Annotated in this window: 16 protein-coding genes; 3 read left to right on the forward strand and 13 right to left on the reverse strand. The window is 68.9% G+C overall.

Annotation, left to right across the window (positions count from 1 at the left end):
- Window positions 1-87 precede the first annotated feature (87 nt).
- From ACYQ1Z_RS09390 to ACYQ1Z_RS09420, 7 genes are all read right to left on the reverse strand, one after another.
- Window positions 88-897 (reverse strand): glycosyltransferase family 2 protein, encoded by an 810-nt coding sequence (locus ACYQ1Z_RS09390; RefSeq protein WP_459792246.1) that lies wholly within the window; start codon window positions 895-897, stop codon window positions 88-90.
- Entirely contained in the window at window positions 894-1,466 is a 573-nt protein-coding gene (locus ACYQ1Z_RS09395) for an SAM-dependent methyltransferase (RefSeq protein WP_459792264.1), read from the reverse strand. The genes ACYQ1Z_RS09390 and ACYQ1Z_RS09395 overlap by 4 nt, the downstream gene beginning before the upstream one ends.
- A complete protein-coding gene (locus ACYQ1Z_RS09400) occupies window positions 1,385-2,260 on the reverse strand; it encodes a PIG-L deacetylase family protein (RefSeq protein WP_459792247.1) in 876 nt (291 codons plus the stop codon). The genes ACYQ1Z_RS09395 and ACYQ1Z_RS09400 overlap by 82 nt, the downstream gene beginning before the upstream one ends.
- Entirely contained in the window at window positions 2,257-2,658 is a 402-nt protein-coding gene (locus ACYQ1Z_RS09405) for a hypothetical protein (RefSeq protein WP_459792248.1), read from the reverse strand. Before ACYQ1Z_RS09405 ends, ACYQ1Z_RS09400 begins: the two co-directional genes overlap by 4 nt.
- A 725-nt stretch (window positions 2,659-3,383) precedes the next feature.
- A complete protein-coding gene (locus tag ACYQ1Z_RS09410; RefSeq protein WP_459792249.1) occupies window positions 3,384-3,863 on the reverse strand; it encodes a Dps family protein in 480 nt (159 codons plus the stop codon).
- Between the two features lie 107 nt (window positions 3,864-3,970).
- A complete protein-coding gene (locus ACYQ1Z_RS09415) occupies window positions 3,971-4,648 on the reverse strand; it encodes an O-methyltransferase (RefSeq protein ID WP_459792250.1) in 678 nt (225 codons plus the stop codon).
- A 52-nt stretch (window positions 4,649-4,700) separates the two neighbouring features.
- Window positions 4,701-5,045: a thiamine-binding protein gene (locus ACYQ1Z_RS09420; protein ID WP_459792251.1), complete on the reverse strand. Its 345-nt coding sequence runs from the start codon at window positions 5,043-5,045 to the stop codon at window positions 4,701-4,703.
- 133 nt (window positions 5,046-5,178) lie between these two features.
- Between ACYQ1Z_RS09420 and ACYQ1Z_RS09425 the strand changes: the two genes are divergently transcribed.
- On the forward strand, window positions 5,179-5,829 hold the full coding sequence (locus ACYQ1Z_RS09425; protein ID WP_459792252.1) for a TetR/AcrR family transcriptional regulator: 651 nt from the start codon (window positions 5,179-5,181) through the stop codon (window positions 5,827-5,829).
- 169 nt (window positions 5,830-5,998) lie between these two features.
- Entirely contained in the window at window positions 5,999-6,223 is a 225-nt protein-coding gene (locus ACYQ1Z_RS09430) for a hypothetical protein (RefSeq protein ID WP_459792253.1), read from the forward strand.
- 99 nt (window positions 6,224-6,322) lie between these two features.
- On the opposite strand, the gene ACYQ1Z_RS09435 is transcribed toward ACYQ1Z_RS09430, so the two are convergent.
- The 5 genes from ACYQ1Z_RS09435 to ACYQ1Z_RS09455 form a co-directional block, all read right to left on the reverse strand.
- Window positions 6,323-6,574, reverse strand: coding sequence for a hypothetical protein (locus tag ACYQ1Z_RS09435; RefSeq protein WP_459792254.1), 252 nt, complete (start codon window positions 6,572-6,574; stop codon window positions 6,323-6,325).
- A 149-nt stretch (window positions 6,575-6,723) separates the two neighbouring features.
- The gene (locus ACYQ1Z_RS09440; RefSeq protein WP_459792255.1) at window positions 6,724-7,035 is read right to left on the reverse strand and encodes an AzlD domain-containing protein; all 312 of its coding nucleotides are present in this window, start codon (window positions 7,033-7,035) and stop codon (window positions 6,724-6,726) included.
- Window positions 7,032-7,826, reverse strand: a complete 795-nt coding sequence (locus ACYQ1Z_RS09445; protein WP_459792256.1) for an AzlC family ABC transporter permease — start codon at window positions 7,824-7,826, stop codon at window positions 7,032-7,034. The genes ACYQ1Z_RS09440 and ACYQ1Z_RS09445 overlap by 4 nt, the downstream gene beginning before the upstream one ends.
- 120 nt (window positions 7,827-7,946) lie before the next feature.
- Window positions 7,947-9,356, reverse strand: coding sequence for a CoA transferase (locus ACYQ1Z_RS09450; RefSeq protein ID WP_459792257.1), 1,410 nt, complete (start codon window positions 9,354-9,356; stop codon window positions 7,947-7,949).
- A gap of 28 nt (window positions 9,357-9,384) precedes the next feature.
- Entirely contained in the window at window positions 9,385-10,284 is a 900-nt protein-coding gene (locus ACYQ1Z_RS09455; protein ID WP_459792258.1) for a glycerophosphodiester phosphodiesterase, read from the reverse strand.
- Between the two features lie 49 nt (window positions 10,285-10,333).
- On the opposite strand from ACYQ1Z_RS09455, the gene ACYQ1Z_RS09460 reads away from it, so the two are divergent.
- Entirely contained in the window at window positions 10,334-11,683 is a 1,350-nt protein-coding gene (locus tag ACYQ1Z_RS09460; protein WP_459792259.1) for a DUF445 domain-containing protein, read from the forward strand.
- Between the two features lie 10 nt (window positions 11,684-11,693).
- Here the strand turns inward: ACYQ1Z_RS09460 and ACYQ1Z_RS09465 are convergent, their stop codons facing one another.
- Window positions 11,694-12,494: a hypothetical protein gene (locus ACYQ1Z_RS09465; protein WP_459792265.1), complete on the reverse strand. Its 801-nt coding sequence runs from the start codon at window positions 12,492-12,494 to the stop codon at window positions 11,694-11,696.
- Window positions 12,495-12,743: the final 249 nt, after the last annotated feature.

The raw sequence follows: 12,743 nt of genomic DNA on the forward strand, positions 1-12,743 counted from the left end.
GACCAGGAAGGACTGAAGGGTGCTGTTGCCACAGGCAGCAGCACCCTTTTCCATGCCATCAACTCCTGTCGGCGTCGGCGCGGTCTACTATGGCGCTTGTCCCGCAGGCGCGTCGGCACACTCCCGGGCGAGCGCCAGAAGATAGCCGGCAAACCCCCGGCGGGCCCGGGCCTGCAGCCGCCCCGACGTGACAACCCGGGTGGTGTCCGTGGCGTAGACGGCAGCACCTGCCAGGCGGAGCCGCTCCACCAGGTTTCGGTCCTCACCGGATTCGCATGACGGGAAACCTCCGGCGGTAAGGTATGCGGAGGCGCGCACACCAAGGTTCGCCCCATGGATGTGCGTGTGCCCCTCCTCCAGGCGGTGCCGCGAGTGCCACAGCCTGAGCAGGGCCGGATCCATCCCGTCGGCCTCCGGCTCAACGGAGCCGAGGACAGCATCCGCGCCGGCACAAGCGAGCTCCAGCTGCCGTGCCAGCCAATGCCGCGGCACCCTGCTGTCGGCATCCGTGTTGGCGATCCAGACCCGCGAGGCCGGAACACCGCCGGCGGATTCCTTCCGCAGCAGGGCCTGGACTCCGGTCCGCCTGCTTTTTCCCACGCTCCGGTGGCCCGCCTCGATGACTTCCAACCGGGGGTCCACAGCGGAGAATCCGCAGGCCAGGTCCTTGGATCCGTCCGTGCAGGCGTCCAGGACAACGACCACGCGGACGGCCACCTGCGGATAGGCCGCCTGGAGGACATCGGCGGCGGCCTGCACGCACGTCAGTGCGCGCTCCAGGTGTTGTTCCTCGTTATGGGCGGGGACAACAACTCCCACCCGCTCAATCCGGCTTGCCTGCGGGCTGTCCGGGAAGGGGCTGTGCCGGGGGCCCCTTCCGTAGCCCAGGATTTTCATGCACGGCCCGCAGGTGGGGCGCTGTCCACGGTGAATACCTCCAGGATGAAGTCGCGCTCCCGGTATAGTCCTGCTGACTGCCAGTGCGGCCGTTCCCTTGCCGAAGCATGGACGGCCTCACCGTCCAGCAGCCAGCCCTCCACCGGATGGCGCCAATGGCAGAGCAGCAGCGTTCCGCCAGGCAGCATGGTTTCATGGATGCGGTCCCACAGGGCGGACAATTCGTCCGGGGCCAGGTAGTAGCCCACTTCGGACACCACCACGAGGTCAAACGATCCTTCCGGCCAGGAGGCGGGAACCACCATGTGCCGGACGCTGACGTGCGGACTGCCTGCCAGGCGCTCGGCCGCCTGCCCTGCTGCGATACCACTTGCGTCCACCGCGAGCAGGCTGCGGCAGCGGGGGGACAGGTCGGCCGTCAGCGTCCCGATCGAACACCCGATCTCCAGCGCTGCCGAATAGGATTCCACCGGGAGGGCCGCCAGCGTCAGGGCCCGCTTCCGCCGCTCATACCAGCTGGAGGTGTAGTTCCAGGGGTCGTCGTCCCGGCCGTGGACGCGGTCGAAAATGCGTTCGGCATCAGCGCTGCTGTGGGCATCCTGCCCGTGCGGCCGGGGCGGGGTCCAGGCGAACATCTCATAGCCGCGGGAGAAATGCTGCAGGAAGCCTTCGCCCAGCAGCACCAAAGCGGGCGGATCTGGGTTGCGTGCGCAGCCATGGCCCGCGCTTTCGTGGCCCGGGCGGCTGGATCCAGGGGGTACCGCACCCAGTCCTGCCAGTCAGGGCTGGCGGGACGGGCCCAGTGCCAGTACCAGATCGGATACTCCAGCAGGCCGTGGCCACCCTGCCTGGCGATCTCCGCAGCCACGGCGCCCAGTGCGTCATGGTCGGCGTGTCCGTCCGCGCGGTACGGCGCAACCAGGACGACCCGGCCGGGAGGAACGGGGAGACGGCGAATGGCCTTCCGGATGGCGTCCGTGATGGCGGATGCGTGCCCATCAAGGCCACGGTCCGGCAGGGCAAGGAAGTGCCAGTGCTCCGGGCCAAGGCCCAGTGCGGCGAGGGCAGCGGCGAATTCCTCCAGCCGGATCGAAGCAAGCTGTGCGGGCGAGTGCGTGGGCGACGCCGGATGGGAGCCTTCCCCGGCTGTGCACAGTATGACGTCCACTTCCGCTCCCGCAGCCAGCAGCGACGCGACGAGCCCGCCGGCGCCCAGCGTTTCGTCGTCCGGGTGGGCAGCCAGGACCACCAGGCGAACGGTATGCGGACCGGCCGCGTCGAGGGCCAGTACGGGGGCAGCGGGCAGGCCCGACGCCGCCCAGTCAGCCTCGCTTGTCCCGGCGTCCGCGTGCGAAAAGGTCACCACGGGCAGTCACCGGCCAGGGCCAGTGCGCCCAACTGTGCGTCGTCCCGCTGGCCGTGGTGCTGCCGGATATAGAGGGCCAGGTCGGCCGTCCGCTTGGCGTAGGTTTCATCGAAGGCCAGCGGCGCGGGTCCCCGGTTGGTGTTGACCACCTGCAGGATGCGTTCGACGGCGGCCGCAACAGTCCCGCGTACACGCTGCGCCCCGCTCCACGCGCTGGGTCCCGCCGCAACGCCGGGATTGCCGTCAATCCGTGCCGCGGCCTGTGCCAGGCAATGCATGGCCGAGGAAAGGAGGCGGTCCACCTCGCCCAGGCCCGCGAGCGCCACCTGGTCCGGCTCGCGGCCCGCCGCGGAACCTGTGAGGAGGCCTTGCCGGTAATCCCGCGCGACTGCCACGGCCCCACCCAGCCAGCATGCGGCGACGGCCATACCGCCCCAGGCGAAGCCTGGACGCCGGTGTACCAGCCGGTCCCGCCCAGGGGTGTGGCGGGCACCTGGCGGAAGTGGACTGTGCCGCTGGGGACTTCCTGAAGCCCCCGCGCAACCCAGCCCGCGTCTTCCACGTCAACCCCGCCATGGCGGAGATCGACCGCGAAGGCCGCCCGGCCGCCGTCGTCCGTGTGGGCCGTGATGGCGGCGTGGGACAGCAGCTGTGCCAGCGAACACCACGGCTTGGCTCCGTCGAGCGAGATATGCCCGTCCCCGCCTACAGCAGTGAGCCGCATTCCCGCCCGCTCGGCGGCGAACACTCCCCACGTTCCATCCGGAAACCCGGAATCAGGAGAGTCGACGGTTGCCTGGCTGATAATCGCCAAGGCATCCAGATGCGGTTCGAATATCCGGCCCGCCGCCACGTCCACGGCGGACACGGAAGCGAGCAGTTCCCAGAGCAGGACGGTCTTTCCTTTGCCCGGAAGCGGCCAGCTTTGTCCTGCTCCGCTGGCCAGCTCCAGCAGCCGTGGGACATCGCCCGCGGCCCCGCGCACAGCCGTCAGCAGCGGCGTCCAGGGGGACACCTGGTCCGGCGTGGACGCGAAAAGCACCGGCTGGGGCAATCCTTCGCCCCTGTGGGCATGGCTTACCGGGCCCGGGCAGGCGCCGGGCTCATGCTGGTCCGCCAATTAGCTGTCGGCCGGTTCCGTCACCGCAGCGTTCGGAGCCATGGTTTCGGCGTTGACCATCCAGGCCAGCTGCTCCAGCCGCTCAATGGCCGCGTGCAGCAGGTCGGCACTGGTGGGATCTTCCTCATCCACTTCGTCGTGCACATCACGCATGGTCTGGACGGTCCGTTCCAGCCTGTCCGTGATCAGCTTGACCGTGTTCTTGGTGGACGTCAGCCCCTCGGGGAATTCGTCCAGGCGGTTGTCCGCGGAAACCGTGCTGCTCCGTCCGTCGGGAAGGGCGTGGAGGGACCGCATCCGTTCGGCCGTCTGGTCGGCGAACAGCCGCGCGGCCGCGATGATTTCGTCGAGCTGCAGGTGGAGGTCGCGAAAGTTCGTCCCCACCAGGTTCCAGTGAGCCTGCTTTCCCTGCAGGTGCAGCTCGATCAGATCCGTGAGCACCTTCTGCAGGTTCCCGGCAAGAGTGGTTGACGCTTTCATCGTGATCCTCCTGTGCTGCTTGGCGGCTGGCTTCCAACAGCCCAATTCTAAGCATACTTAGCAATTGGCTGCTGCCACCGCGGCCCACAGAGCCGGGTCAGCGCGCATCAGCTGATCCGGGCCAGGGCGAATCCGTCCCAGCCCTTCGAGCCCACGGTCTGGATGACCGTCGCATCCAGCCGGGGATGCTCGCCCATCAATTTGAGCGCATTGAGGATGCCGGGGGCGTTCACGGGGTCCATGTCCGGGTCCAGGATGGCTCCCTCCCAGACAGTGTTGTCCAGGACCACGGTGGCGCCCGGCCTGCCAAGCCGCACCGCCCAGTCCAGGTACTTGCTGTTGTTTTCCTTGTCCGCGTCGATGAAGATGAAGTCGAACGGCTCGCGGCCCTCCTCCTCCAGCGCCGCCAGCGTCTCCAGTGCCGGCCCCAGGCGGATCTCGACCTTCTCGCCCAGGCCGGCGAAATCGATGTTCGCCCACGCCACTTCCGCGTGCTTGGGAAGGAATTCGCACGTGACCACCGTGCCGTCGTCGGGCAGGCCGCGGCCAATCCAGATGGTGCTGAAACCGGCCAGAGTTCCGATTTCCAGGACGCGCCGGGCGCCCGACAACTGCACCAGGAGCTTCAGCAGCTTGCCCGCGTTGGGTGCCACCTCGATGGCCGGCATGCCTGCTTCCGCGGCGGAACGGATCGCCTGCTCCATCGCAGGATCCGGGTGTACAACCACACGGGTGAGGAACTCTTCCGCCGCCGTCCACTCCGGCCGTGGTTTATGCTCGAACATTGCCACAGTTTGGCACGGCCGGACTTGTGGGTCCAGAGGATTTGGCAGGCGTTTAACGCTCCGGAACCGGGGCCTGGGACCCCTCCCCCAGCGCCGATTCGAGGCGCTCCACTTTGCCAGTGAGCTCACCCGTGTAGCCGGGCCTGATGTCCGCCTTGATCACCAGGGACACCCGGCTGCCGTAGCGTCCCACGGCCTCCGTAGCGCGCCTGACGACGTCGAAGACCTCGTCCCATTCGCCTTCAATCGTGGTGAACATCGAGTCCGTCCGGTTGGGAAGCCCCGACTCCCGGACGATCTTGACGGCGGCCGCAACGGCGTCGTGAACGGACGCATCATCAGGCCGGGAACCCCCGGCCGGGACACCTGAAGGGGCAACAGAAAAAGCAAGCAGCATAGCCCCAGTCTGCCACGCTGCCGCCGGCCGGACGGCGGCAGCGCACCGCCGTCCGGCGCCGTGCCGCCGTCACATAAGCGCCTACCCTCCAGTAACGGTGAAGCCCCGCAACGGCGTTGCTAACCTTTTGGGCATGAGCCTCGCAGTCGCCCGCAAACCCCTTCGTGCCGACGCAGCGCGGAACGTGGACAAGATCATCACAGCGGCGCGGCAGTGCTTCCGGGAGTTCGGTCCGGAAGTCCCCCTGCAGACCATTGCAGCCACCGCGGGCGTGGGCCCGGCAACCCTCTTCCGGAATTTCGCCGACAAAGAGGAACTGGTCCTCGCCGCGCTCAACCGGCAATTGCGGCTCACCGTCGACCCGGTGGTCGATGGCGCCCTCGCCGACATCGACGGCGCCGCCGGACTGTTCCGGGTCATGGAGGCCCTGATGGCCGCCTCGAGCGCGGACGCCAACCTGCTGGGTGCCGTTGCCGGCCGGCGTGAGCTGTTGACCGGCATCACCGGGTCCCTGATGGAATCCATCAGCGTCCTCCTGGTCCGGGGGCAGGGACAGGGAAGCCTGCGGGCCGACATTTCCATGACCGACATGTTCCGCCTGCTCGCCATGCTGATCGGTGTGGTGGACACGATGGAGCCGGGGTCCGACGCGTGGCGCCGTCCGCTGGCCCTCGTCGAAGACGCCATCCGGACCGTCCGGCCTGACCGTCCGCTGCCCGCCCATGTGCCGGTACCTGCCGCCACGACCGCAGCCGCGGCCAGGGCGGAGCCGGAACCCGGCTAGCGCCCCGGCACTCGCTGCCACCGGGCCAACCCCGGGGAAGGACCATTGTGGGCGTGAAGCTTGGTGCAATAGACTTCAAGAGGGTTACGCAGCCAGCCTATGCACTTCCATCGTGGAGCTCCCCCATGAAGCAGTTCCTGCATTACGGCCCGCAGACGGCTACAGCACGATGAACACTTCCAAACTCCTGCATTACCTCAATGACCCACGGGACCCTGAAGAAATCCTTCCCACGCTGTCAGCCGGTGAACTGGCAGACCTGTTGGACGCGCTCTACCAGAACCTTGATACGCCGGAACCGGAATTCGGGGCGCAGGCCTGGTATGACTTGGGCGTCGAGGAGAGTTGCCGCAGGGCCGCTGCCCCGGATGGCGCCGCCCACGGGGTGGCATAACCGGACTGTGGCATAACCGGACCGCCGCCCGGCCCCGGCGCTGCAAATGGCGCCTCTGAAACGGCGGCTTGAACTCGAAACGGCGGCCTCAACACGGCGTCAGCCGCCCGTCTCGTCCCTCCTGCGCATCTCCTCCCGCACCAGCGCCTGCAGTTCAAACACGGGGGCCGCGGAATTCAGGTCCAGACCGTCGTGAAGACTCTCTGCGAGCAGTTCCAGGTCCTCGGGCGGAACCTCGGACAAGCTGGAGAAGTGGGCGTAAAAGCGTTTGACGGGAAGCCCCGCCCGGCGCCGGGCGCCCTTGCGGGGCCTGCCGGCTTTCCCGCCGGCGATGTGCAGCTGATTGTCCATGGTCGCCGTTCACAGATGTTCGTGTGACTGATCTTCCGTGGCCAACTGCATAGCCGTTTTCATAGTACAGCCGCACGCAACAGCTGGACCTGGCCGATGCCACCCTGTTATCTTCGGGCCGCCCGGCGCCCGGGCCTTCAGGTCCGGCTTCAGTTCCAGCCGAGCATCCGCAGCAGGGCAGCGGTGCCTGCCCCGGCCAGGACCACCACCAGGAACGGGGCCCGCAGCGCCAGTGCGATCGCCGCGGTGGCCAGGGCACCGAGCCGCGCATCGGCGGCCAGTGCCTGCCCTGAAGCCACCGCGTTCACCACAGTCAGGGAAGCGAGCAACCCGATGGTCATCGTGCCGGCAATACGGGACATTCGCGGATCCTCCAGGAACCGGGCGGGGACGAAGTAGCCCACCAGCTTCCAGGCGTAGGCGAGGGCGCACGCCAGCAACAGCCAAAACCAGAGGCTCATGCGCCCGCCCCCGGGACGGTGCCGTTGTGCCCGCGGCGCCGGCCGCCGTCGTGCCCGTGCCGTTCGTTGTGGCTGTGTCCGTGATGCTCCCGGTAGGGGTCAACATCGGGTTCGAGCCCTTCGTCGCTGCGTCCGTGGCTGTACCAGCCAATCAACGCTGCCACCACGGCGGCCACCAGGATGGGTACCCCGGCCGGGACGAACGGGACTGCAACCACGGTGGCCACCGCGCACACCACGGCGATGGCGAGGGGCTCCCGGCCCTTGAGCCGCGGCCACAGCAACGCCAGGAACGCGGCGACGGCGGCGCCGTCCAGCCCCCACTGCTTCGGGTCACCCAGGCCGCTGCCGGCGAGGGCGCCGATGAGCGTGAACAGGTTCCACAGCACGTAGATGCCGATGCCGGCAGCCCAGAATCCGCGCCGCTGCTCGGCGGGGTCGGACTGGCCCGTGCTCGTGGCCGTGGATTCGTCGATGGTCAGCTGCGCTCCCACATATTTGCGCCAGCCTGCGGGCCGCAGCAGGGCGTTCAGTTGCATCCCGTAGATGCCGTTGCGCATGCCCAGCAGGGTCGCGGCGCTCATGGCTGCAATGCCGGAACCGCCGCCTCCCACCACACCGATGAAGGCGAACTGGGAGCCGCCACTGAACAACAGGAGGCTGAGGGCCATGGTCTGCCAGAGGTTAAGCCCGGAGGTGACGGACAGCGCCCCGAAGGAGATGCCGTACAGCCCGGTGGCGATGCTGATGGACAGTCCCACGCGCACCGCCGGTGATTCCAGCAGCTTCATATCCGCGGCAGGGAACGGGTGTTGTGGGCCGCACGGCCGGGCGGGGAGGAAAGCATGGCTTTACTCAATCACAGGGATTGCAGCGCGGATAAACCGCCGCCTGGTCCGTCCGCGCCACGGTCAGGACCAGGCGAGCGCTGAACTCCCGTACGGCGGGGGCGGCGTTCCGTAGTCGAGTTGCCGGCCCGCCGCCAACAGCGGCGGCGGAACGTAGCGGAGCTCGCCGTAGGAACTGGGCATGGTGCGGTACGCGGGAGCCGGCACCGTTCCTGGTTCCGCAGGGACGTCCGGAAGGGCGAACAGTTCCTCGGCGGTCCGGGCCAGCGAGAGCCGGGCAGTCCCGCCCAGGCCAGTACGACGGCGGGCGGCGAGGAGGAGGACGGCCGCGGCGGCCGTCCCGTACCCGGTGGCGTGGTCCAGCGCCTGGACGGGCAGGGCACCCGGCCGCCACCCGCCGTCGTCCGTTGAACCGGCGTCGCCCGCCCTGCCCTGCAGGGCCGTGCCGCCGTACAGGTGGGCAATACCGGCCGCAGCCTGGACGATGCTGTCAAAGCCGCGCAACCCGCTCCAGGACCCCGCCGCGCCCCAGCTGTTGAGTGTCACCACCACCAGGTCCGGCCGTCCCGCCAGCAGCTCCGCAGCGCCCAGCCCGAAACGGTCCAGGGCGCCCCGCCGGTAGCCGGTGACCACCACGTCGGCGCCCGCGAGCAATTCCCGCAGCCGGAGCTGGACGCCGGGCACGCCCAAATCTGCCTCGGCGCTGCGTTTGCCGAAGCAGGTGTCCGCGAACTGGTCCGGAAGTTCGGGCATTCCGGGCGGGTCGATGCGCAGGACGTCCGCGCCCAGGGCGGCAAGCAACCTGGTGGCCACGGGCCCGGCGATCACCCTGGTGAGGTCCAGGACCCGGATGCCGGCGAGGGGACGGCCGGGATCGGTGCCGGCATCCGGAGGCGGCGGTGTTTCCAGCCCGGGAACCACCGCTTCTCCCGGCGCCTGCAGGCCGATGCCGCCGGCCTCCCCCGCGGCAGGGTTGAGGGCGATCCAGGGGCCTTCACCGGCAGCCCGGCCCATCCCGGAGTCCAGCCACTCGTCCCGGGAGCGGACTGCGGCGGCTATCCCGCCATGCGCCTGGATCACTGCCTCGGCCTCCAGCGCCGTCATGTCCTGCAGCGCAGCATCCACGTGATCCGGGGAGCCGGCCCCGGCCGCCTGGATACCGAGCGCCCTGAGCAGCCGCTGCTCGTGGTGGGGGTAGTTGGCGTGGAGCCGGATCCAGCCGTCCCGGGTCCGCCGGAAGCCGGAGAGCGGGGCAAACCCCTGCAGTTTCCGCCCGGCGATGCGCAGATACCCGGACGAGTCGAAAGCGGCGGCGGTCAGTGCCGGGGTCGTGCTGAACGTCCCCGGCCTGCCGGTGTACAGGTCCAAGGCGTCCGCCGCGGCGCGGACGGCGCCCAGGGCGAGCCCCTCGACGTCCAGGGGACCTGCCCACCAGCGGCGCGGGCCGCCGTCGGCCCTGGCTTCACTGCCCATGCCCTGCCTGCCTTCCCTTGCCCGGAGACTAACGCCCCTGGGGTGAGGCCGCGCGGAGCTGGCCAAGGACCCTGGCGGGTACGTTCGTGGTGATTTCGTGGATGCCCAGGTCCTGGCAAAGCGCCACGTCGGCGACCGAGTCCACGGTCCACACCCGGAAGCGGCGACCCGAGTCGAACCAGCGCCGGACTTTTGCGGGATGCCCGCGGAGGTAGTCGATGCCGGGCCCGGCGAGCCGCACCAGGCGTCCGTCCAGGATCCGCTCGGCCTCGAGCTGGGTGGCCTTCATCAGGTTGGCGATGGCCCCTCCGGTAATCGGTCCGAGGCCCAGCCCGCCACGGATCTCGTGGATCGTGACGTCGTCCACCAGTTGGCAGACGTATTCCGCCGCGACGGAGTGAAGCAGGTACCGGACGGAATCGGGGCTGAAGCTCATGAAGGTCACAGCGATGTTGTCCAGGGTTGAGCTGGCAGGATCCCACCCTTCCCTGCGCAGCAGGTCCAGCACCCGGTCCTCGAGCTTGAGCTGGTACGGGCTGGGGTGCTTGAGCTCGATGGCGAGCCTGACCGGGCGGCCGGCGCCCCGCAGGATGTCCAGGAGGTCGGGCAGGGTGAGGAGCTGTTCGGAGCGGGCACCGTACAGCTCCGGGATCCGCGCGCCCTTCCAGGAGGAAAAGTCGAGATGGCGCAGCTCGCGCAACGTGCGGTCCGCCACCGGCCCGGTCCCGTCCGACGTCCGGTCGAGGTTGGCGTCATGCAGCAGGACCACGTGCTGGTCGCGGGTCAAGTGGACATCGCATTCCACACCGTCGGCGCCGTCCGCCAGAGCCTGCAGGTAGGCGGCGCGGGTGTGTTCGGCGAACGCGGCGCTGGCGCCCCGGTGCGCAAAGACCAGCGGCCGCCGGGGAGCCTGCTCCTCATTTGTCATGCAGACACGGTAGCCGACCGGGCGGCTGCTGCGGGGCTAGGCTTGGCACATGCAGGTGAACTCTGAGCCAACTACCCAGGAAGCCCCGGCCCAGCCCGCACGCCCGGCGACGGGAGACGCGCAGCCAGGTGCCGCCGTCGTCGGCCGCCCGTTCGGTACCGGTGACGCCGACAAGGCGGCAGCGCTGCGGAAAATGAAGCTGGTGGCGCTGGGGCTGCTGATCGCCATGGCGGTGATCTTCGTCTTCGCCTTCGCGCTGCAGAAGGAGTACCCGTGGCTGCAGTACGTGCGCGCCGCAGCGGAAGGCGGCATGGTGGGAGCGCTGGCCGACTGGTTCGCCGTCACCGCCCTGTTCAAGTACCCCATGGGCATCAAGATCCCGCACACCGCGATCATTCCGCGGCGGAAGGACCAGATTGGCGCCTCCCTGGGCGAGTTCGTGGAAACCAACTTCCTGTCCGAGCAGGTGGTGCAGGAGAAGCTGGCCAGCGTCAACATCGCCCGCCGGGCCGGGCAATGGCTGGCCACGCCGCACGGCGCCGACCGGGTGGCCAAGGAAGGCGCGGCCCTCATCCGCGGCGCGTTCAAGGTGTTGAACGACGACGACGTCCAGGCGGTCATCGAGGCGATGGTCCGCAAGCATCTGCTCGCTCCGCCGTGGGGGCCGCCGGTGGGCAAGATGGCCGAGCGGATCTTCCATGACGGACACCACCACAAGCTGGTGGACCTGCTGGTGGACCGCGCCGCCGACTGGGTGGACGACAACCACGAGACGGTCTCCCGACTCGTCTCCGACCGCTCCCCCACCTGGGTGCCGCAGTTCCTGGACGGGCTGGTGGGCGACAAGGTGTACGTCGAAATGCTCAAGTTCGTCCGGGCCGTGCAGGCCGACCCGAACCACCAGGTCCGCCAGTCCATCGACAAGTACCTGAACGACCTCGCCCAGGACCTGCAGCACGATCCTGCCATGATCGCCCGCGCCGAGGACTTCAAGGCCCAGGTCCTGGGCGATCCCGAGGTCCGCGAACTTGCCTCCCGCACCTGGGGCACGGTGAAGAACGCCCTGCTGGGTGCCGTGGACGACCCCAACAGCGAACTGACCATCAAGTTCAAGGCTGCGGTCCGGGACTTCGGTTCCCGGCTGGTCAACGACCCCGAACTGGCCGGCAAGGTCAACGCATGGATCGGCGACGCCGCGGGCTACCTCGTGCGCACGTACCGCTCGGACATCGCCGGGGTCATCACGGACACGGTGGCCCGCTGGGACGCGGAGGAAACCTCACAGAAAATCGAACTGCAGGTCGGCAAGGACCTGCAGTTCATCCGGATCAACGGCACCGTGGTGGGCTCCCTGGCCGGGCTGGCGATCTTCACGGTGGCGCACCTGATCTTCGGCTAGCCGGTGCGGATCAGTGCGTGGCCGGGCTGCCTTCGAGTGTCGGGGGGTTTCCGGCTTTCACGTCCAGCTCGCCGGGAATGGTGTCCGGCATGGGCCCGAACGCTTCCTTGGCGTTCGCCACCACGGCCCGGCCCATTATGAGGTTGCCGGCTCCGCCCACCACTGCGCCGATGCCGAACGGCAGGGCGCGGCCGAACAGCGCAGTGCCCTGCCGCTTGATGAGGTTCTTGAGGAACGCCTTTTGGATCCTGCTCTTGATGGAGCTGAAGCCCGGCATCGGCATGGACCTGGACAGGACGCTGCCCCAGGCCTTGGTGGCGTTTACCCCGTTACCCGCCGCCTGCCCGCTGAGCGTTCCGAGCAGGGTTGTGCCTTCCTCACCCAGCATGAGGGCCATGACCATGGTGCTGGCCTTTTCGGGGTTGGTGAGGCGGATGCCGTGAAGCTCAGCCATGGCGCTGGCGTACAAGGCTGTGGCCTCCAGGAAACCCACGGTGGCCGCCGCGGACAGCCCCAGCGAGGCCACGGTCCCCACGCCGGGCACGACGGCGGTGGCCCCGACGGCGGCCCCGCCGCCGGTGACGGCACGCAGGTAGTCCCGCTCCAGGATGTCGGCCAGCTGCGCCGCGGTGGCCCGGGGGTGCTTCTTCTGCAGCCTGCGGATGTAGGCGAGGACCAGTGGACGCTGGATTTCCACCGCTTTCAGGAGGGCGTTGTGCACGCCCGGTTTAGGCTTGCCGTCGGCGTCGAAGACCGCGTTGTGGGCGGTTTCCTGTGCGATTCGTACTGCGGGATTGCTGCGCTGGGCCATGGTCACCTTCATTCAAATCGACCTGCAGCGGTGGGCTGCCGTGCTTTTTCCATCCTAAGTGGATCAACACTAAGCATGCTTAACATTCAGCCGCCCGGCTGGTGTTTTTTCCTGGTCACGGTGACGGGTGCATCAGGTTGTTGGGCAGGGGGCGGGGGGGGGGGGGGGGGGGGGGGGGGGGGGGGGGGGGGGGGGGGGGGGGGGGGGGGGGGGGGGGGGGGGGGGGGGGGGGGGGGGGGGGGGGGGGGG

Source organism: Arthrobacter sp. AD-310 (assembly GCF_054656615.1).

Excerpts from the sequence above, each read along its gene's own strand:
- ACYQ1Z_RS09425 (WP_459792252.1), top strand. The coding sequence starts at position 5,179 with ATGAGCCTCGCAGTCGCCCGCAAACCCCTTCGTGCCGACGCAGCGCGG.
- ACYQ1Z_RS09420 (WP_459792251.1), bottom strand. The coding sequence starts at position 5,045 with ATGCTGCTTGCTTTTTCTGTTGCCCCTTCAGGTGTCCCGGCCGGGGGT.
- ACYQ1Z_RS09445 (WP_459792256.1), bottom strand. The coding sequence starts at position 7,826 with ATGAAGCTGCTGGAATCACCGGCGGTGCGCGTGGGACTGTCCATCAGC.
- ACYQ1Z_RS09415 (WP_459792250.1), bottom strand. The coding sequence starts at position 4,648 with ATGTTCGAGCATAAACCACGGCCGGAGTGGACGGCGGCGGAAGAGTTC.
- ACYQ1Z_RS09440 (WP_459792255.1), bottom strand. The coding sequence starts at position 7,035 with ATGAGCCTCTGGTTTTGGCTGTTGCTGGCGTGCGCCCTCGCCTACGCC.
- ACYQ1Z_RS09430 (WP_459792253.1), top strand. The coding sequence starts at position 5,999 with ATGAACACTTCCAAACTCCTGCATTACCTCAATGACCCACGGGACCCT.
- ACYQ1Z_RS09390 (WP_459792246.1), bottom strand. The coding sequence starts at position 897 with ATGAAAATCCTGGGCTACGGAAGGGGCCCCCGGCACAGCCCCTTCCCG.
- ACYQ1Z_RS09465 (WP_459792265.1), bottom strand. The coding sequence starts at position 12,494 with ATGGCCCAGCGCAGCAATCCCGCAGTACGAATCGCACAGGAAACCGCC.
- ACYQ1Z_RS09435 (WP_459792254.1), bottom strand. The coding sequence starts at position 6,574 with ATGGACAATCAGCTGCACATCGCCGGCGGGAAAGCCGGCAGGCCCCGC.
- ACYQ1Z_RS09460 (WP_459792259.1), top strand. The coding sequence starts at position 10,334 with ATGCAGGTGAACTCTGAGCCAACTACCCAGGAAGCCCCGGCCCAGCCC.
- ACYQ1Z_RS09410 (WP_459792249.1), bottom strand. The coding sequence starts at position 3,863 with ATGAAAGCGTCAACCACTCTTGCCGGGAACCTGCAGAAGGTGCTCACG.
- ACYQ1Z_RS09455 (WP_459792258.1), bottom strand. The coding sequence starts at position 10,284 with ATGACAAATGAGGAGCAGGCTCCCCGGCGGCCGCTGGTCTTTGCGCAC.
- ACYQ1Z_RS09450 (WP_459792257.1), bottom strand. The coding sequence starts at position 9,356 with ATGGGCAGTGAAGCCAGGGCCGACGGCGGCCCGCGCCGCTGGTGGGCA.